At 37.9% G+C, this 20,970-nt stretch carries 17 protein-coding genes and 1 other annotated feature; of the genes, 2 read left to right on the forward strand and 15 right to left on the reverse strand.

Going from position 1 to position 20,970, the window contains the following annotated elements; translation table 11 throughout:
• Nucleotides 1-14 precede the first annotated feature (14 nt).
• The 6 genes from DM800_RS21775 to cymR form a co-directional block, all read right to left on the reverse strand.
• A complete protein-coding gene (locus tag DM800_RS21775; protein ID WP_000469281.1) occupies nucleotides 15-203 on the reverse strand; it encodes a hypothetical protein in 189 nt (62 codons plus the stop codon).
• A gap of 127 nt (nucleotides 204-330) precedes the next feature.
• Nucleotides 331-2,667: an SF1B family DNA helicase RecD2 gene (recD2, locus tag DM800_RS21780; RefSeq protein ID WP_046958828.1), complete on the reverse strand. Its 2,337-nt coding sequence runs from the start codon at nucleotides 2,665-2,667 to the stop codon at nucleotides 331-333.
• 96 nt (nucleotides 2,668-2,763) lie between these two features.
• Entirely contained in the window at nucleotides 2,764-3,423 is a 660-nt protein-coding gene (locus DM800_RS21785; protein WP_000066396.1) for a tetratricopeptide repeat protein, read from the reverse strand.
• A gap of 110 nt (nucleotides 3,424-3,533) precedes the next feature.
• Complete coding sequence (gene mnmA, locus DM800_RS21790; RefSeq protein WP_088093515.1) at nucleotides 3,534-4,649, reverse strand: tRNA 2-thiouridine(34) synthase MnmA; 1,116 nt, start codon at nucleotides 4,647-4,649, stop codon at nucleotides 3,534-3,536.
• A gap of 16 nt (nucleotides 4,650-4,665) precedes the next feature.
• On the reverse strand, nucleotides 4,666-5,811 hold the full coding sequence (locus tag DM800_RS21795) for a cysteine desulfurase family protein (RefSeq protein WP_147787569.1): 1,146 nt from the start codon (nucleotides 5,809-5,811) through the stop codon (nucleotides 4,666-4,668).
• Nucleotides 5,812-5,846: 35 nt separating this feature from the next.
• A complete protein-coding gene (gene cymR, locus DM800_RS21800) occupies nucleotides 5,847-6,263 on the reverse strand; it encodes a cysteine metabolism transcriptional regulator CymR (RefSeq protein WP_000704116.1) in 417 nt (138 codons plus the stop codon).
• A gap of 292 nt (nucleotides 6,264-6,555) precedes the next feature.
• Here cymR and DM800_RS21805 point away from each other — a divergent pair, with 292 nt between their 5' ends.
• Complete coding sequence (locus DM800_RS21805) at nucleotides 6,556-7,842, forward strand: replication-associated recombination protein A (protein ID WP_000812941.1); 1,287 nt, start codon at nucleotides 6,556-6,558, stop codon at nucleotides 7,840-7,842.
• Nucleotides 7,843-7,879: 37 nt separating this feature from the next.
• Nucleotides 7,880-8,521 carry an RsfA family transcriptional regulator gene (locus DM800_RS21810; RefSeq protein ID WP_147787570.1) on the forward strand — a complete coding sequence of 214 codons (642 nt, stop codon included), beginning with the start codon at nucleotides 7,880-7,882 and terminating at the stop codon, nucleotides 8,519-8,521.
• A 430-nt stretch (nucleotides 8,522-8,951) separates the two neighbouring features.
• On the opposite strand, the gene DM800_RS21820 is transcribed toward DM800_RS21810, so the two are convergent.
• The 9 genes from DM800_RS21820 to DM800_RS21855 all read right to left on the reverse strand — a co-directional run bounded on the left by DM800_RS21820 (nucleotide 8,952) and on the right by DM800_RS21855 (nucleotide 20,829).
• A complete protein-coding gene (locus DM800_RS21820) occupies nucleotides 8,952-9,719 on the reverse strand; it encodes a tRNA threonylcarbamoyladenosine dehydratase (protein WP_000903181.1) in 768 nt (255 codons plus the stop codon).
• 503 nt (nucleotides 9,720-10,222) lie between these two features.
• On the reverse strand, nucleotides 10,223-11,998 hold the full coding sequence (aspS, locus tag DM800_RS21825) for an aspartate--tRNA ligase (RefSeq protein WP_046958824.1): 1,776 nt from the start codon (nucleotides 11,996-11,998) through the stop codon (nucleotides 10,223-10,225).
• Nucleotides 11,999-12,010: 12 nt separating this feature from the next.
• Nucleotides 12,011-13,282: a histidine--tRNA ligase gene (gene hisS, locus DM800_RS21830; protein ID WP_000027073.1), complete on the reverse strand. Its 1,272-nt coding sequence runs from the start codon at nucleotides 13,280-13,282 to the stop codon at nucleotides 12,011-12,013.
• Nucleotides 13,283-13,351: 69 nt separating this feature from the next.
• Nucleotides 13,352-13,582 (reverse strand) — a binding site (T-box leader).
• Between the two features lie 54 nt (nucleotides 13,583-13,636).
• Nucleotides 13,637-13,813, reverse strand: a complete 177-nt coding sequence (locus DM800_RS29365; protein WP_001242605.1) for a hypothetical protein — start codon at nucleotides 13,811-13,813, stop codon at nucleotides 13,637-13,639.
• Nucleotides 13,814-14,082: 269 nt separating this feature from the next.
• Nucleotides 14,083-14,523: a D-tyrosyl-tRNA(Tyr) deacylase gene (locus DM800_RS21835; protein ID WP_001266955.1), complete on the reverse strand. Its 441-nt coding sequence runs from the start codon at nucleotides 14,521-14,523 to the stop codon at nucleotides 14,083-14,085.
• Nucleotides 14,524-14,540: 17 nt separating this feature from the next.
• Complete coding sequence (gene relA, locus DM800_RS21840; RefSeq protein ID WP_001262796.1) at nucleotides 14,541-16,724, reverse strand: GTP diphosphokinase; 2,184 nt, start codon at nucleotides 16,722-16,724, stop codon at nucleotides 14,541-14,543.
• Between the two features lie 210 nt (nucleotides 16,725-16,934).
• On the reverse strand, nucleotides 16,935-17,447 hold the full coding sequence (locus tag DM800_RS21845) for an adenine phosphoribosyltransferase (RefSeq protein ID WP_000346221.1): 513 nt from the start codon (nucleotides 17,445-17,447) through the stop codon (nucleotides 16,935-16,937).
• A gap of 47 nt (nucleotides 17,448-17,494) precedes the next feature.
• Nucleotides 17,495-19,834, reverse strand: a complete 2,340-nt coding sequence (gene recJ / locus DM800_RS21850) for a single-stranded-DNA-specific exonuclease RecJ (RefSeq protein ID WP_147787571.1) — start codon at nucleotides 19,832-19,834, stop codon at nucleotides 17,495-17,497.
• A 101-nt stretch (nucleotides 19,835-19,935) separates the two neighbouring features.
• Complete coding sequence (locus DM800_RS21855; RefSeq protein WP_048541414.1) at nucleotides 19,936-20,829, reverse strand: cation diffusion facilitator family transporter; 894 nt, start codon at nucleotides 20,827-20,829, stop codon at nucleotides 19,936-19,938.
• Between the last annotated feature and the right edge of the window lie 141 nt (nucleotides 20,830-20,970).

Raw genomic sequence — 20,970 nt, forward strand, 5'->3', positions numbered from 1 at the left:
AATCCCCCTTTTCGTTATCCGATCGTTCTTTCGTTCTCATCAAATAAATCATCAAGAGAGCTTAATGAACCATCTTCCTCTACTTGATGCGTATGGATTTTCCCTTTTGAAACCGATAATTCGATATAACAATTCCAGCAATAAAATTGGTTGACACCTATTTTTCCAATGTCTTTCCCTTTGCAATTTGGACAAATGAACATATGGCTTTCATCTCCTTACAGTCTCCCAGATTCTATTCGCCATTATGTCCAAACCGCATTCATTTATACATTGCTGGAGCCTTTCAACGTTATACGTTTGAAAGTTTCACTATATAATTTCACCTTGTTACATGAAATCATACGGTGAAATGTTTTCCACGTCCATTTCTTCGCCATTAACTGTTACCATCTGTACTTCTCCTTGTGATTCTTGCAAACGATTCGCTAAAGTCGTTTGACGCATTGCATCATCAAGGCGATTTACACCAGATTGGAAAGCTGCTTCCTCCCCGCAAATAATGAGGAACTTTTTACTTCTTGTAATACCAGTGTAAATTAAATTACGACGTAACATACGATTGTAACTTTTCACTATCGGCATAATCACAATCGGAAACTCACTACCTTGCGATTTATGAATCGAACAGCAATAGGCATGTGTAATTTGATTTAAGTCTGGCTTTGTATACGTTACCTCAATTCCATCAAATGAAACGATAATCATATCTTGTTGTTCAACGTTCTCTTTCGCATAAAACACCGAAACAATTTCTCCGATATCACCATTAAACACTTGGCTCTCCGGTTGATTAACGAGTTGCAGTACTTTATCGCCTCTTCGGTATACAACATCACCGTAAGCAATTTCTTTACTCTTTTCCCTTTTCGGATTAAACACTTCTTGCAACGCTTCGTTTAGTACATTAATACCGGCAGGGCCACGATACATCGGGGCCAGTACTTGTACATCTCTTGCGCTAAACCCTTTTGTCTTAGCATTTTCACAAACCTTCTTAACAACCTCAACAATTTGAGCTCCTGTACAGCCGATAAATGAACGATCTTTTTGATTTTGCGCTAAATCTGGTGGAAGCGTTCCATTTTTTATCGCATGGGCGAGTTGAATAACAGATGAGCCTTCCGCTTGACGATAAATTTCAGTAAGCTTCACTGTTGGAACTGCACCTGCATTCAATAAATCTTTCAACACTTGTCCAGGTCCTACAGATGGTAATTGATCTTCATCACCTACAACGATAACTTGAATGTTAGTCGGCAATGATTTAAACAGCTGATTTGCAAGCCAAATATCAACCATTGAAAATTCATCAATAATAAGCAATTTCCCTTGTACCGGATCCGTTTCATTACGCTGGAAAGACCCTTCTGGGGTCCAGCCAAGTAAACGGTGAATTGTACAAGCTGGAAGCCCTGTTGATTCACTCATTCGCTTCGCTGCTCTTCCTGTTGGGGCCGTTAATAATATCGGAAATGGATTATCGTCACTGTATTCATTCGGATTTAACGATAGGCCATGAAGTGACGCATACATTTCAACAATTCCTTTAATAACTGTTGTTTTCCCTGTTCCTGGTCCACCTGTCAATAACATCATCGGTTTATGAAGTGCCGTTTGAATCGCTTCTTGTTGAAACGGTGCATACTGTACATTCAGTTGTTCTTCAATTTGACCTAACGTCTTTAACACTTCTGCTTCAGGAAATGAGGGTGTTTCCTCCTGATTCATAAGCCTGCGAATAGACTTTACAACACCTTTTTCTGAGTAGAATAACGATGCTAAATACACTCGTTCTTCTTCTATGATAACTTTCCCTTCACTTTGCATCATTTCAACGCAAGCTACAATGTCTTCCTCGGTCACTCTTCCTTCTTGATTATTTAAAAGTGACATCGTTTCTCTTACAAGTTGATTTTTCCCCATATAAACATGACCAAGTTGCAATGAAACATTCTCTAACGTATAAAAACAACCCGCACGTACACGGTCATCATGATTACCCGATATACCTAACGCACGTCCTATATCATCCGCTCTTCCAAATCCAATCCCGTCCACTTCTTCAATAAGCTTATACGGATTATTACGAATCACTTCTAATGTCATCTCTTTATATTGCTGGTAAATCTTAATAGAAAGCTTCGTTCCAAAACCGTAACCATTTAAAAAACTCATTACTTTCTCTAGTCCTTGATGTTCAACAATTGTCTCATATATTTCTTGAGCTTTTTGCTTATTGACAACACCATTTAACGCATCTGGATCATCCATAATTTTAGAGATGGCATGTTCCCCAAGATGATCCACAATTTTTTCAGCTGTACGCTTTCCTATCCCTTTAAATAAATCACTCGCTAAATATTGCACCATACCAGCTTTTGTTTGCGGCAATTCTTTCTTAAATGTTTCAACTAAATATTGTTTCCCATACTTCGGATGGTCTTTAAAATGCCCTGTCAATGTAAACACTTCATCTTCATGCATGCGGGGAAAATGACCGTTTATCATCACTTTTTTTTCGTCGTACGTTTCATTCGTCTCAATGACTTTCATACTGACAACGGAATAGAGGTTTTCTTCGTTGTGGAAAATGGTGTGAAGAACTTGCGCTTTTATAAACTTTTTATCTTCCTCAAACAAATCCATTGCATGTTGATTTCCCATCTTTCCTCTCCTTTCCGGTTCGTTTCACTTTAATGAGCAGTACATCCCCCACCTATTTAGATGAGGGATAACTACCCATTAAACTATATTTTCATCTTATTCAGCTTCTTGCTCCAATAAACGAACACCATTACCAGCTAAAAAGTGATCTGGCTGAATTTCAGTTGCTTTCTTAAATAAAGTAAGAGCCTTCTCGTTATTTTCTTCAAATACGTACGCAACACCTAAATTATAATACGCATCTGCATGCTCTTCATCCATTTCTAATACCTTTTCAAAATAAGGTTTCGCCTCTTGAATATGTTCTAAACGTGCAAAGCAAAGTCCGCACTGGAACACAGCCTCTACATCGTTTTCATCTAATTCTGTTGCTCTTTGTAAAAATGGAAGTGCAAGACGATCATTTCCAAGCTGCACATGTGTAATACCTAACATAAATGTTACATCAGCTGATTGTAATCCCGCTTGCATCGCTTGTTCAAATACAGCCTTTGCCTCTGCAAATTGCTCTTGACCGTAATATACATTTCCTAATCCATAATAAGCAGCCGCAGATTTATCATCTAATTCTAATGCACGTTTATAAAATAAAATTGCTCTTTCACTATCACCTAGTACATCTAATAAGTTCGCAAAATTAATGTATCCAAGCGCATCTTTCGGATTTTCTTCGATTGCTTCTGTGAAATTTTTAGCAGCTTCTTCCCAGTTTCCTTCTTGCATATATTGAATACCTGTTTCAAGTTTGTTTGACATGTCCTTCACCTCTACAACAAATTATAACAAAGAATGTATTTTCCAAGCGAACGAAAATTCGCTTTATGTAAAAGAAACCTCTAACCGCTAATCGGCAGAGGCTTCTCATTTTATCCTAAATAATCCAATTTCTTACCACTACGATATACTTCATCAATTGTAGCACCGCCTAAGCACTCATCTCCATCATAGAAAACAACTGCTTGTCCTGGTGTAATTGCACGAATTGGCTCATCACAAAGAATACGAACTGTATTTTCATCAACGATTTGAACCGTTACTTTATTGTCTTCTTGACGATAACGGAATTTCGCTGTGCACTTAAATTCTTTTTCTTTCGCTTCATTACTTACCCAGCCGATATTCGTAGCAATAACTTCATCACCATATAGAAGCTCGTTATGGAATCCTTGATCAACATATAAAATGTTTTCTTTCAAGTCTTTCCCAACAGCAAACCACGGATCACCGTTACCACCAATACCAAGGCCATGACGTTGTCCAATTGTATAGTACATTAAACCGTCATGCTTCCCTTTCACTTCACCAGATAATGTTTGCATCACACCTGGTTGCGCTGGTAAATAGTTGCTTAAGAAATCTTTAAAGTTACGCTCACCGATAAAGCAAATACCAGTACTATCTTTCTTCGCCGCTGTCGCTAAACCAGCTTCTGTCGCCATTTCACGAATTTGCGGTTTCTTTAATTCACCTAATGGGAACATTGTTTTTGATAATTGCTCTTGGCTTAATTGATTCAAGAAATACGTTTGGTCTTTATTATCATCAACGCCGCGAAGCATTTTATATTCGCCGTCCATATAAGCAACGCGTGCATAATGACCTGTCGCTACATAATCAGCACCAAGCGCAATCGCATGCTCTAAAAATGCTTTAAATTTAATTTCTTTGTTACACATTACATCTGGGTTTGGTGTACGACCAGCTCGGTACTCATCTAAGAAGTACGTAAATACTTTATCCCAGTATTGTTTTTCAAAGTTTACTGCATAATACGGAATGCCAATTTGGTTACACACTTCAATTACATCATTGTAATCTTCTGTTGCTGTGCAGACACCATTCTCATCTGTATCATCCCAGTTTTTCATAAAAATTCCGATTACATCATAACCTTGCTCTTTTAATAAAAGAGCTGCTACAGATGAATCGACGCCACCGGACATCCCGATGACAACGCGTGTTTCTTGAGGTAGTTTGTTCATCATGTCACCTCCCATGCTAATTTTGTGTTAATCGCTTCACGATTTTCACTGTTTCGTACGCCGCTTTCTCAATTTGCTCTTTCGTATTTCCAAGTCCGAAACTAAAGCGTACGGATGAACGTATTTGATCGGAGTCTTTTCCGAACATCGCTACTAATACATGTGATGGATCAATCGAACCAGCTGTACACGCCGAGCCACTTGACACTGCAATGCCAGCTATATCTAAGTTCACAAGGAACGGTTCAATGTTCATTCCTGTAAAACTGATATTAAGCACATGTGGTAAGCGATATTCTAAGTTTCCGTTTACCTCGAAAGTAATGTCTTCATTTTTGAAGACAGATACCATTATATCTTTAAACTCTTCATATTGGGCATTTTTTTGCTCACGAGTTTTTTCAGCTAACAAAATTGCATGTTGCAAACCAACGATACTCGGTACATTTTCAGTACCAGCACGGCGTTTTCTTTCTTGCTCCCCGCCTATTAATAACGGTTCAAATTTCACATTTGCACCAGCGTATAGGAACCCTACACCTTTTGGTCCATTAATTTTATGAGCTGAAATCGATAATAAATCAATGCCGAACTCTTTCACATCTATTTCTACTAATCCGTAAGCTTGTACCGCATCTGTATGAAAATAAGCTTGATGCTCTTTTAGCAACTTCCCTATTTCCGTGATTGGTTGCATCGTCCCGACTTCATTATTCCCAAACATAACGGATACGAGAATCGTCTCTTCTGTTAATGCATTTTGTATGTCAGAAACTTGAACGCGTCCTGTTTCATCAACAGGTAAATATGTCACTTCAAACCCTTCGCGCTCTAACAATTCACACGTATGCAAAATTGCATGATGTTCAATTCGCGTCGTTATAATATGGTTACCTTTATGACGATTCGCACGTGCTACACCTATAAGCGCTAAATTATCAGCTTCTGTACCACCGCTCGTAAATATAATTTCATTCGGATTCGCATGAATGCTACGTGCTCCCGCGCGTCTCGCCTCATCTACTGCATGGCGCGCTTGACGTCCATAAAAGTGAATACTAGACGGGTTCCCGAATGTTTCTATCATATATGGAATCATCTTTTCGACCACTTCTGGGTGAGTCGGAGATGTCGCAGCATGATCTAAGTAAATGCGTTCCATTAAATCTCCTTCTTTCCAAATCGTTTCACAAGGAATTAAATGTAAAACATATAGCCCCCGTGATTTTCTTCCTCATAACGTACTAAATCTTCTAACGTTGTACTATCTAACACTTCTTGCACCGCATCACGAACACGCATCCATAATTGGCGTTGTGCCGGTTCCTCTTCTTCTATCATTTCTACAACACTAATCGGACCCTCTAATACACGGATTACATCCCCAGCTGTAATGTTAGCTGGCTGATCAGACAATACATATCCGCCATATGCCCCGCGCGTACTCTTTACTAGACGAGCGTTACGAAGTGGTGAAATTAATTGCTCTAAGTAATGTTCCGATAAATCATGTGCCTGCGCAATTGATTTTAAGGAAATTGGACCTTCACCAAACTTTTTTGCAAGATCGATCATAATTGTTAAGCCGTAGCGGCCTTTCGTTGAAATCTTCATCTATTTTGCACCTCTTTTCAAATTTTCACTTCTATTGGTTATATCTTATTTATAAAAGAACACAATTTAAAATCCTATGAAATTATAGCATAATATAGTATTATAAGAAATTTCAACTTGTGTATCAAAATGATAACATAAAATCACATTGAAAAACTCGGAAATTATTACAATTGAAAGAAAAATGAAAATATTTATATTCATTTTTCCCACAAAACAGCATCCTATTTCAAATTCCACTAAAAAAAATGATACGATAGAAAGAGATTATACATTAAGGGAGACGGTAAAAATGAAACAGCCACTCGCACATCGAATGCGCCCTACAAATATTCAAGAAATTATCGGACAACAACATTTAGTTGGTGAAGGAAAAATTTTATGGCGAATGGTCCAAGCAAATCATTTTCAATCTATGATTTTATACGGCCCTCCAGGCACAGGAAAAACATCCATTGCAAGCGCAATTGCAGGAAGTACTGGAACCCCTTTTCGCCTATTAAACGCTGTTACTCATAATAAAAAAGATATGGAAGTTGTTGTACAAGAAGCAAAGATGCATCGACACCTCGTTTTAATTTTAGATGAAGTACACCGTCTAGATAAAGCAAAACAGGATTTTCTATTACCTCATTTAGAAAGCGGACTCCTTACCTTAATCGGTGCAACAACGAGTAATCCGTTCCATGCTATTAATTCTGCTATTCGAAGTCGTTGTCAAATCTTCGAATTACACGCATTAACAGAAGATGATCTTTTAATTGGCTTAAAACGAGCACTTGAAGATAAAGAAAAAGGTCTTGGGGAATATGATGTAACGGTTACGCCGGAAGCATTACATCACTTTGCAAATGCATCTGGTGGAGATATGCGTTCTGCTTATAATGCACTTGAACTAGCTGTTTTATCTAGCTTTACAACGGACGAAAAAGCTGCGGTAATTACGCTAGAAATTGCAGAAGAATGCTTGCAAAAAAAGAGCTTCGTTCACGACAAAGGTGGAGATGCTCATTATGACGTATTATCGGCATTTCAAAAATCGGTGCGCGGAAGTGATGTAAATGCAGCACTTCATTATTTAGCACGTCTTATTGAAGCTGGTGATTTACAAAGCATTGGTAGACGTCTTCTTATTATGGCATATGAAGATATCGGACTTGCTAGCCCACAAGCCGGACCGCGTACACTAGCAGCTATAGAATCAGCGGAACGAGTTGGATTCCCGGAGGCACGCATACCACTTGCAAATGCTGTTATCGAGCTTTGCTTATCACCAAAATCAAACTCAGCTTACAAAGCACTTGATACTGCATTACACGATTTACGTAACGGTCAAACAGGCGACATTCCAAGTCATTTAAAAGATAGTCATTACAAAGGCGCAGAATCACTTGGAAGAGGCATTGGATACTTGTATCCACACGACCATCCAAATGGATGGGTACAACAACAATACTTACCTGATAAAATAAAAAACAAACAATATTATAAACCGAAAACGACAGGGAAATTTGAGCAAGCACTTTCTACTGTATATGAAAGATTACAAAGTTCGAATAAAACGAAAAATAAAGGGTAACCTAAGCGAAAACGTCACCATTATGGAGGCTTCGCTTATGAAAACACGTCAAGATGCATGGACAAAAGAAGACGATCTCCTTTTAGCAGAAACTGTTTTACGACATATTCGCAGCGGTAGCACACAAATAAAAGCATTCGATGAAGTCGGCGATACATTGAACCGCACTTCCGCAGCTTGCGGATTTAGATGGAATGCTGAAGTAAGACCGAATTACGAAGATGCGGTGCAACTTGCAAAAAAACAACGTAAAGAATTAAAACGCTCTGAAGCTAAAATAGAAAAAGAGCATTTCACGCAAACGAAACAACTCGTAATTGATGCCGAGTTTTCAGAAGATATTATGCCAAACAAACAGGATCTTACAATCCAACATGTCATCTCGTTTTTGCAAAACTTAGAGCATACCAACCCTTCACTCGCAAAGTTACAAACTGAAAATGAAGTATTACAAGCTCAGCTCACGACTTTGAAAAAAACGAATCATGAACTGGAAGCAAAATTAGCGGTACTATCAAAAAAACAACAAGCAATCGAAGAAGATTATGCAATGCTTGTTAGAATTATGGACCGTGCTCGAAAACTCGTTTCGGTTGAAGAACAAGAGGAACAGATCGCTCCAATTTTCAAAACAGATCAAAATGGAAATTTAGATATTATTTATTCTGCAGAAAATTAAAAAGGATGTCACCTAGTCGGGGTTTCTGACTGTGTGGCATCTTTTTTTCTTCGGTAAAAATAATATTTATGAATATAATTATATAGATTTACAGAAAGAAATTGACAACAATAGACCTCAAGTTCACACAAGGAAACACAAGGGAATAATTGGATATTACTTACTTAAATGTTACTATAAAGATATATGTTTGAAAGGAGATGGTTGCTATTTCATTAATAGTCTTCAAAATAACACTCGGTATTCTCGTTCTAATATTAGGTCTTTTTACCATTAAGAGTTTAAAAAAGACTTCCGCCTATAAGTCGGATAAATACGATTATTCTTTATTAGGATTACTTACATTCGAATTATTAGTATTGCAAATATATGCAATTCTTTAAAACATAATAGAAAAAGCATATACCCTAGACGGATATATGCTTTCTTTTTATTCTTGCCCTACACGCTTCACTTCAACGTTTTTAATACGTTCACGTACAACGTGACTTGCCATAATTAGGCCTGCCACAGATGGTACGAATGCATTTGATGAAGGTGGTAATTTCGCTTTACGAATTTTTGCATTTTCGTCTGGTACGATTTCTTTACGTACTTCTTCACGAATTACGATTGGGTTTTCGTCAGAGAAGACAACTTTTACACCTTTTTTAATACCATCTTTACGAAGCTTCGTACGAATTACTTTCGCAATTGGATCTGTATGTGTTTTAGAGATGTCCGCAATACGGAAACGAGTTGGGTCCATTTTATTTGCTGCACCCATGCATGAGATAATTTTAATTTTTCGACGTAAGCATTGTTTAATTAAATGAATTTTGAACGTAATCGTATCAGATGCATCTACTACGAAATCCAATCCATGTTTGAAGAACTCTTCATATGTTTCATCAGTATAAAACATTTCTAGTCCAATTACTTCACACTCTGGATTAATGTCTGCGATACGCTCTTTCATTAATTCTACTTTTGAACGTCCTACAGTAGATACTAACGCGTGAATTTGACGGTTTACGTTTGTAATATCTACAACGTCTTTATCGACTAATACGAGACGTCCTACGCCAGAACGTGCTAACGCCTCTGCCGAAAATGACCCTACGCCGCCAATTCCTAAAATACCGACTGTACTATTTTTTAATATTTCAAGTCCTTCTTTACCGAAGGCTAATTCATTACGTGAAAATTGATGTAACATTCAGCTCTACACTCCTATTACAAAAATGGTCTATCATGTATTCTAGCGTTTTTCCGACTATTTGTATAGAAAAAGTTATAGAATTCCTAAAAATACATATTTCGAGAATAAAAACATAGTGTAAACCGAATTTTATTTTTTCCTAAATATCCGTTTAAAAAGGAGGATTCAGAGAACCGAGCAAATCGAGGCACGTATGCTAGGAGGAGCGCAGTGTAGGAGTACTACTCGAGCACCGGACTAGCATATGTAACGATGAGATGCGACAGTTATCTAAACCGGACTTTTTAAACAACCCTTTCAATATACCCTTAAAAAGGAGGATTTAGAGAACCGAGCAAATCGAGGCACGTATGCTAGGAGGAGCGCAGTGTAGGAGTACTACTCGAGCACCGGACTAGCATACGTAACGATGAGATGCGACAGTTATCTAAACCGGACTTTTTAAACAACCTCTCAAAAAAAGTCTAGACGGCTATAGTATAACCATCTAGACTTTATTCTTACTTCTCTTCTTTTAAGCTTAATTTTAAGTTTAACTCTTCAAGCTGTGCTTCTGCTACTGGGCTTGGAGCTTCTGTTAATAAGCAGCTTGCGCTTGCTGTTTTCGGGAATGCAATTGTATCACGAAGGTTCGTACGGCCTGCAAGTAACATAACAAGACGGTCTAAACCTAATGCGATACCACCGTGTGGTGGAGTACCGTATTCGAATGCTTCTAATAAGAATCCGAATTGCTCTTGTGCTTCTTCTTGTGAGAATCCAAGTGCTTTGAACATTTTTTCTTGTACGTCACGCTCGTAAATACGAAGTGATCCACCGCCAAGCTCATAACCATTTAATACAAGGTCATATGCTTGTGCACGTGCTTTTTCTGGTGCCGTTTCTAATAACTCAACATCTTCACGGAATGGCATTGTGAATGGGTGGTGAGCTGCGAAGTAACGGTCTGCATCTTCATCGTACTCAAGAAGTGGCCAATCCGTTACCCATAGGAAGTTAAATTTACTTTCGTCAATTAACTCAAGCTCTTTACCTAGACGTAAACGAAGTGCACCTAAGCTATCTGCAACAACGCTCTTCTTATCTGCTACGAATAGTAATAAGTCGCCAGCAGTAGCTTCTAATGTAGCCATTAACGCGTTTGCTTCTTCTTCACCGAAGAATTTCGCGATTGGTCCTTTTAAGCCGTCCTCTTCCACTTTAAGCCAAGCTAGACCTTTTGCACCGTATACTTTTACGAATTCAGTTAATGCATCGATATCTTTACGAGAGTATTTGCTCGCAGCACCTTTTGCATTAATTGCTTTTACTTGTCCGCCGCTTTCTACAGCACTTGTAAATACTTTAAAACCACAACCTACTGCAAATTCAGATAGGTCTGTTAATTCCATTTCAAAGCGTGTATCTGGCTTATCAGAACCGTAACGAGCCATTGCATCAGCATATTTCATACGAGGGAATGGTGCACTCACTTCTACACCTTTTGCATCCTTCATAACTTTCGTCATCATGCGCTCCATCATATCTAAAATTTCATCTTGTGTTAAGAATGAAGCTTCGATATCGATTTGCGTGAATTCTGGTTGACGGTCTGCACGTAAATCTTCGTCACGGAAACAACGTGCTACTTGATAGTAACGCTCAAATCCGCCGACCATAAGAAGCTGTTTAAATAATTGTGGAGACTGTGGTAACGCATAGAATTCACCATCATGTACACGACTTGGTACTAAATAGTCACGAGCTCCTTCTGGTGTACTCTTCGTTAAAATTGGTGTTTCCACTTCTAAGAACTCTTCTGTGTCTAAGAAGTTACGAATTGTTTTCGTTACGTCGTGACGCATTTTGAATGTGTTAAACATTGCAGGACGACGTAAGTCTAAATAACGATATTTTAAACGCACATCTTCTGATGCATCTGTATCATCAGCAATAATGATTGGCGTTGTTTTTGCTGCATTTAATACGTTTACTTTCGTTGCTTGTACTTCAATACGACCCGTTGCCATATTGTCATTAATTGCGCCTTCACCACGCTCAACAACTGTACCTTCTACGTGCAATACGTATTCACTACGAATAGTTTCTGCTATTTCTAACGCTTCTTTTGATGTTTCTGGGTTAAATACAACTTGCACGATACCTGTACGGTCACGTAAGTCGATAAAGATTAATCCACCTAAATCACGGCGTTTTTGTACCCAACCTTTTAATTGAACTGTTTGTCCAACTGCTTCTACTGTTACTTTTCCACATGCATGTGTTCTTTCAGCCACTGTAAGTTCCCCCTATATTAATTTCTCTGCTACGTATGAAGCAAATACATCTAATGCTACTTCTTCTTGTTCCCCTGTTGCCATATCTTTTAAGTTAATGATGCCTTTATCTAGCTCATCTTCCCCTAATACAGCTACAAATTTCGCCTTTAGACGATCTGCTGATTTAAATTGTGCTTTCATTTTACGGTCTAAATAATCTTTTTCAACTGATAATCCAGCTTTACGAAGATCAAACGCAACTTTCGCAGCATGGTCTTTCGCTTTTTCACCAAGCGCTACAACGTAGCAATCAATACTATGTTCAATTGGTAATTCGATGTTTTCAGCTTTTAGCGCCATAATTAAACGTTCGATACTCATCGCAAAACCGATACCTGGCATTTCTGGTCCACCGATTTCTTGTACAAGCCCGTTATAACGTCCACCACCGCTTAATGTAGTGATAGCACCGAAACCTTCTGCCTCACTCATAATTTCAAAAACAGTGTGTTGGTAGTAGTCTAAACCACGTACTAAGTTCGGATCTTTTTCAAATGGAACATCCATCATCGTTAATAGTTCTTGAACTTTGTCGTAGTATACTGCTGAATCTTCGTTTAAGTATTCTGTAATAGATGGTGCTGTTCCCATTAATTCATGGTTACGGTCCTTCTTACAATCTAAAATACGAAGAGGATTCTTTTCTAAACGAGATTGGCAGTCAGAACAGAACTCACCGATACGTGGCTCGAAGTGTGCGATTAACGCATCACGGTGCGCTTGACGGCTCGCCGCATCACCTAAGCTGTTTAATACAACTTTAATATTTTTTAAGCCCATGCCGCGGTAAAACTCTACAGCAAGTGCAATTACTTCTGCATCAATCGCAGGATCGTTACTACCGATTGCTTCAATACCGAATTGTACGAATTGACGATAGCGACCTGCTTGTGGTCTTTCGTAACGGAACATTTGACCAATATAGTATAATTTCGTTGGTTGTGTTGCATCACCGAACATTTTGTTTTCAACGTAAGAACGTACAACAGGTGCAGTACCTTCTGGACGTAATGTTAAACTGCGCTCTCCACGATCTTGGAATGAGTACATTTCTTTTTGTACGATATCTGTCGTATCACCAACACCACGTAAAAATAGCTCAGTGTGTTCAAAAATTGGTGTACGAATTTCTTTATAGTTGTAACGACGGCAAATTTCGCGTGCTTGCCCTTCGATATACTGCCATAACTCAACGCTACCTGGAAGAATATCTTGCGTTCCGCGTGGGATTTGAATAGACATATTCAGTTCCTCCTCAAATTGTTTTAATCTTAATAAAAATAAAAAAACTCCCGCCTCTACTGTTTGAACAGTAGGGACGAGAGTATTATACCCGTGGTGCCACCCTAATTGAAGCACGTATGCTTCCACTTTTTTAATAACGCTTAAATGTGCGTTCATCCCTACTAAGCATATATGCCGTTCAAGTTGAAACCTCTAGAGTGTCATTCAATCAGTCATCATGCAGAAATGTTTTCAGCCTAAGACATTTCTTCTCTTTCCATGTGTGTCTCATTTACTCTTCTCTATCAACGGTTATATTCATATGTAAATATAAAATTACTATACGTTTGTTGAGTAGGATTGTCAAGTACTCTAAGAGCGTTCAATCTGCTTCTTTAGACGCTTTACATCTTGAAGAGAAATCCCAAACTCAGAAGCAAGTTCCATTGAAGTATTGTTTTGCTCTTTTGAAATAAAATCATGAAAATTTACGTTAAACAGTTGATTTGCACCATTTGTAACAGAATGCCCTTTTTCGTTCATACGCATACGTATATCCCTCACATTCAATATAGATGTTTTACTTTTTATTGTTCCATATTGATGAAAGAGTTATACATAACTGAAACAGCTATTAATTCCAAATAAAGTAAAATTTTAATGAATAAGGGTTTTGTCCATCGCCACTCATTATTAGCCCTCACTAATCAGGCTTCGACGGGCAGTGGATCTCCCACAAATAGCGAGATAAATGAACAAAACATACAACAATGTATAAAAAAGAAGGGATTATATAATCCCCTCTTTTTTAAGCAACACTATTTACTATCCACAATTAAGGTCACCGGACCATCATTGATTAAAGAAACATCCATCATTGCTCCGAACTTCCCTGTTTCTACATGCAATCCTTGCTTACGAACTTCCTCATTAAAGAAATCATATAAACGCTCTGCATAATCAGGTTTGGCAGCATCCATAAAGTTGGGACGTCTTCCCTTGCGACAATCTCCGTATAATGTGAATTGCGAAATTGATAGAACTTGTCCTTCTACATCAAGTACAGAATGGTTCATCTTTCCACTCTCATCTTCAAAAATACGTAAGTTCGCAATTTTTTCTGCAATGTAAGTTGCATCTTTTTCTGTATCTTCATGCGTAATGCCAACTAGTAATGTTAAACCGAACGGAATTTGTCCTACGATCTCACCGTCTACTGTGACAGACGCTTCTTTTGATCGTTGTAAAACAACTCTCATCTTTTCTACACTCCCTATTAATGCATCATGCGTCGTACTGCATAAATTTCTGGAACACGTTTAATGCGTTCTACTACTTTTTTCAAGTGCTGTAAGTTACGAATAGAGATTGACATATTAATTGTCGCCATCTTATTACGGTCACTTCTACCAGAAACTGCCGAAATATACGTTTTCGTCTCTGTAACAGCTTGTAATACTTCATTTAATAAGCCACGGCGATCGTAACCTGAAATTTCAATATCAACGTTATACTCAATTTCTTTTTCAGGACTACCTTCCCACTCTACTTCCAATAAACGTTCTATAGCTTCTTCTGTATGAACATTTACACAATCACGGCGGTGAATCGATACACCTCGGCCTTTCGTAATATACCCAACGATATCATCACCTGGTACTGGGTTACAGCATTTTGATAAACGAATTAATAAATTATCCGCACCACTTACTTTAACGCCAGAATCCCATTTTCGAATTTTCATCGGTTTACGAACTTCTTTAACTTCAACGATTTCTTCTTCTTCACGTTGCTTACGGAATTTGTCCGTTAGTCGCGTAACAATTTGCGACGCTGTAATCCCGCTATATCCAACTGCTGCAAACATATCTTCTTCATTTGCAAAATTGAACTTCTCGGCAACACGTTTTAAATTGTCAGGAGCTAACACTTCTTTCATCTCATACTCTAGGCTACGCACTTCTTTTTCAACAAGTTCACGGCCTTTTTCAATATTTTCATCTCTACGTTGCTTCTTAAAGAATTGACGTATTTTGTTTTTCGCATGAGATGTTTGAGCAAGTTTCACCCAGTCTTGACTTGGCCCATACGAATGTTTCGATGTTAAAATTTCAATGATGTCACCAGTTTTTAATTTATAATCAAGCGTCACCATTTTGCCGTTTACTTTTGCACCAATTGTTTTATTTCCAATCTCCGAATGGACACGATACGAAAAGTCAATCGGAACAGATCCAAGTGGCAATTCCATTACGTCGCCTTTCGGTGTAAAGACGAATACCATGTCAGAGAATAAATCAATTTTTAATGACTCCATAAACTCTTCTGCATTAGAAGCTTCATTTTGCCATTCTAATATTTGACGGAACCATGTAAGTTTCTTCTCTAATGTACCTGTTGTTTCTGCTGTTTTTCCTTCTTTATACGCCCAGTGCGCCGCGATCCCGAATTCTGCAATCTCATGCATTTCTTTCGTACGAATTTGCACTTCAAGCGGATCACCTTTCGGCCCAATTACAGTCGTATGAAGAGATTGATATAGATTTGCTTTCGGCATCGCAATATAATCTTTAAAACGACCTGGCATCGGCTTCCAGCACGTATGAATAATTCCAAGTACCGCATAACAATCTTTAATACTATTTACAACGACACGTACAGCTAATAAATCGTAAATTTCATTGAACTGTTTATTTTGCAGTGCCATTTTACGATAAATACTGTAAATATGCTTTGGTCTTCCAGAAATCTCAGGTTGAATTGCAACTTCTTTTAATTTCTCACGAATACCAGTCATTACTTCGTCTAAATATTCTTCACGCTCTGCACGTTTACGCTTCATTAAATTTACAATACGATAGTATTGCTGTGGATTTAAATAGCGAAGTGACGTATCCTCTAGCTCCCATTTAATAGTACTAATTCCGAGTCTATGTGCTAAAGGTGCAAAGATTTCTAACGTTTCATTTGCAATGCGACGCTGCTTCTCTTGAGGCAAATGTTTCAATGTACGCATGTTATGAAGACGATCAGCTAGTTTAATTAAAATAACTCGAATATCTTGAGCCATTGCGATAAACATTTTGCGATGGTTTTCTGCTTGTTGTTGCTCATGAGATTTATATTTAATCTTTCCGAGCTTTGTTACACCATCGACAAGCATAGCAATTTCTTTATTAAATTCCCGTTCAATATCTTCTAATGTAATTTCTGTATCTTCCACTACATCATGTAAGAAACCTGCTGATACTGTAGCTGGATCCATGTGTAAATCAACTAAAATACCTGCAACTTGAATTGGATGAATAATGTACGGTTCACCCGATTTTCTGTATTGTTCGCTATGCGCATCACGTGCATATTCATAGGCACGTGCCACTAGCTCAATATCTTCATCTGCTAAATATTGACTTGCTTTCTCGAGTACCTGTTCAGCTGTTAGTACCTGCTCATTTGCCATCGAATCACCTTTTATTGAAAATTGACTTTATCTTAATTAAGTAGAATAAATTATATTCTATCATTATAACCTAATGATTGTGAATTGTGAAAAGGAAAAGATTTTACTGACATTTCACCTTATTTTTTTGTGCAATTATACAAAAGTACCCGCTCCTCTCCAAGAGATTCACGGGTACTTTTTATCACCGTAGTTTTACCTATATAGTGATTAGTATTTTTCTAATACTAATACATCGTAACCATCTAACATTTTACGACCATCTAAGTAAGTAAGCTCTACTAAGAATGCAATTCCTGCTACAACTCCGCCAAGTTCTTCAACTAGCTTAATTGTCGCTTCAATTGTTCCACCTGTAGCTAATAGATCATCTGTAATTAATACGCGTTGACCTGGCTTAATTGCATCTTTATGGATTGTTAAAACATCTTTACCATATTCTTTACCGTAGTCAACTGTAATTACTTCACGTGGTAATTTCCCTAATTTACGAACTGGTGCAAAACCTACTTCTAACGCATAAGAAACTGGGCAACCGATAATAAAGCCACGTGCTTCTGGCCCTACTACAACGTCAATGTCTCTTTTCTTTGCATACTCAACGATTGCATCTGTTGCTGCTTTGTATGCTTTACCGTCGTTCATTAACGGTGTAATGTCTTTAAATACAATACCTTCTTTTGGATAATCCGGTACAATTGCGATATGTTGCTTGAAATCCATATTTCTGAATCCTCCTCAGATCTAAAAGGTTTGTAAATACAAATCCTTTACCCTAACTGTTCTACTTCTTTATGATTACGAATCGTTTCAAACCATGTATATAGTTGCTGATATGTGCTATAAACCAATTCTTTTTCTAATTGTAAGTGGTTCATTTTCTCACGATATGTGTTCGATTCAATTAAATCACGCTTTTGTTTTTTGTCTGCCATAAAAATGACGCCATCTTTTATTGTAACAAATTCTAACTCAAAAAACACCTGTGTCATGAAATTTACTGTATCTTTTGACCAACCTTTATGTCGACATAGTTGTTCTCCATATTGTCTTAAAGAAAATGGTGCTTTTTGGCTCAAGAAAGAATAGTACCATTTAAAATGTTCCCTCGTTGGAACAGTACTAAATAAATGATTATTCTCTTGATAAAATAGCGTATAAATTCGCGACGGGAACCCCACTTTAAATAAATCTCGTAATTCATCTGTTCCTTTTGGCAAATCAAGTAACACGATGTATTGATCGTCTAAATGAGTTACTTCTGATGCATGCATCATATGCTCTTTAAAGTCTTCTAAAGAAAATTTATTCAATACCTCTTCAGAAAAATACACCATCGTTATTTTTTCTTTCGGAAGTTCTGATACATTCGCTTCTACGTTACGCATACTACGCCAATCAAATAATTGCCACGCCTCTACAGCAATATCTTGTACCATTAATTGCGGCTTCTTAAAATTATTCCATTCATTGATAGATGCTTCTCCTATTACAGATACCTTTGCAACTGGAGAAATTTCTTTCGCATACGCACCAAATCCAAATCCGATTGTATCCAGTGTCGCTTGTCCATCGCGAAGAGCCATTTTCAAATGAGAGCCATCTGATCCGATTGCACGAATACTTTCTAACTCTGCATCCTTCACTGCAATACGCGGTTTTGGATTTCCAACACCAAATGGCGCTAACTTTTGCATGTCTTCAATTGCTGCCAGTGTTACATCCTCCACTTTACAAAAGACATCAACAGCTGTAATTGGAATAAAATCTTCTTCTGTTAAAATTACCTCTGCTTGTTCATTTAAGCGGCGGCGCAATTCATCTACATCATTCATATGTAGCGTCATTCCCGCTGCCATCGGATGCCCTCCGAAGTGTGGCAATAACTCTCTACAATCTGACAAGTTTGCAAACAAATCAAATCCTGCAATACTACGTGCTGAACCTTTTGCTGTTTCTTTTACAGGATCAATGCATAATACAATCGTTGGACGATAAAAACGTTCCACTAATTTAGATGCGACAATTCCAATTACACCTGGATTCCAGCCTTCTTTTGCCAGTACTAGTACTTTATTGTCTTCTGGGGGGAAATTATTTTCCACTTCAGCGATAGCTTCTTCTGTAATTTGCTTTACAATATCTTTTCGCAGTTTATTCAGCTCATCAATTTCTTCAGCTAGCTCTTTCGCTTCTTCTGGATCATCTGATAATAAAAGATGTACAGCCGGCGTAGCATCTTCTAAACGGCCAACTGCATTAATACGCGGTGCGAGTGAGAATCCAATGCTCTCTTCTGTAATTTCACTTTGCGAAACGTTAGCAACTTTAAATAGCGCCTTTAGTCCGATATTTTTCGTCATGCGCATATGTTTTAAACCGCGCTTCACTAGCAATCTATTCTCACCATGAAGTGACACTAAATCGGCTACTGTACCAATTACTGCAATTTCTAATAAATGTTCTGGTACACGACCTAGTAGTGCATGTGCAACTTTAAATGCAACACCTACACCAGCTAAATAGTGAAACGGATATACACCGCCATCTAATTTCGGATGAATAATCGCAAGTGCTTCTGGCAATTCTGGTGGTGGCTCATGGTGATCTGTAATAATAAGATCTATTCCAAGCTCCTTCGCTACCTTCGCTTCATGTACTGCTGCGATACCAGTATCGACAGTAATAATTAGTGAGAATCCTGCGCTATGCGCCCAACGAAATGCTTCTTCGTTCGGTCCATAACCTTCTGTGAAACGGTTTGGGATATAAAATTCTACATTTGCACCTAATTCTTGCAAAGCAAGATATAACACAGTCGTACTACTTACTCCGTCCGCATCGTAGTCACCAAATATTAATATTTGCTCTTCATTTTGAATCGCCTTATTGACACGTTCTACCGTTCTATCCATTCCTTCTAATAAAAATGGATCATGAAATTCTTGATTTTCTGTATTTAAAAAATCTAAAATCTTATCTTCTGTATCTAGTCCTCTACCGAGGAATAACGAAACGACAAGTGGTGATAATTTTAATTTACTTGCTAATTCACTCACTCGCTCGTCATTATATTCTTTTTCTTTCCAACGCGTCTTCGGTTGTAACACGAAATCACCCCTTAACCTGTTCATTATACAAGACAGATTAAGGGGTGACAATATAATGCAAACTACGCTGCGATATCTATATACTAAAATGTTAATAATGTTTAATTTGGAGAATACGGATTTATATGTACAAACACATTTTGTACGTTATCTTGTTCCATAAGCGTTTCTTTCACATGCTTTCCAATGCGGTGCCCTTCTTCTACAGTAATGTATGGATCTACAGAAACTTTAATATCGACAATAACGTAATGACCATGCTCCCTTGCATATAAAGAACCGATTTTTTTCACACCATCTATTTGAAGTACTGCTTCTCTAAGCGGAACAACATCTTCCTCATGAAGAACATGATCAAGCGTTGCATGAATTGCTTCTGCCCCAATACTCCATGCCATTTTTGCAACAAGAAGTGAAACAAATAATCCTGCAATTGGATCGGCATATACAAGCCAATCTAACCCGAGCTTACCACCAATAATCGCTGCACAAATACCGATTAAAGCTGCAATTGAAGAAAATACATCCGAACGATGTTCATATGCATTTGCAATAATTGCATCACTATTTACCCTCTTCCCTAATCGGAATTTATATTGAAACATTCCTTCTTTCACGATAATTGAAAGAACAACAGCAAAAATCGTAATTCCCTTCGGTGGTTCTAGTTCCTGCGAAAAAGCTTTTATAGACGAAATCGCTATCTCGATTCCCACAATAAATAATAATACTGCAACAATAATCGCTGAAATCGATTCCGCTTTACCATGACCGTACGGGTGATCTTCATCGGGCGGTTGCTTCGCTGCTCGCAATCCAAACAATACAGCTAGTGAACCAATTACATCTGATGCAGAATGCACGGCATCCGCTAATAGCGCTTTACTGTTCCCAATATAACCAATTACCGCCTTTACAATCGCTAATATAATATTACCAACGATCCCGACAATAGCACCAAACTCGGCCTGTTTAAAACGTTCATCTTTTTCCATAATTAAAATCCCTTCTTTTCTTAACCTATCTTTTTATTGTAACAAAAACAGTGATAACAACACCAGTTTTCCCCATATCCCTTCTGCTAAAAAGTTGCTATCTTATTGTATCCACAAACGAAAAAAGAGATGCCTCATAAA

The organism is Bacillus sp. AY18-3 (assembly GCF_008042305.1).
Classification (GTDB): Bacteria; Bacillota; Bacilli; order Bacillales; family Bacillaceae_G; genus Bacillus_A; species Bacillus_A wiedmannii.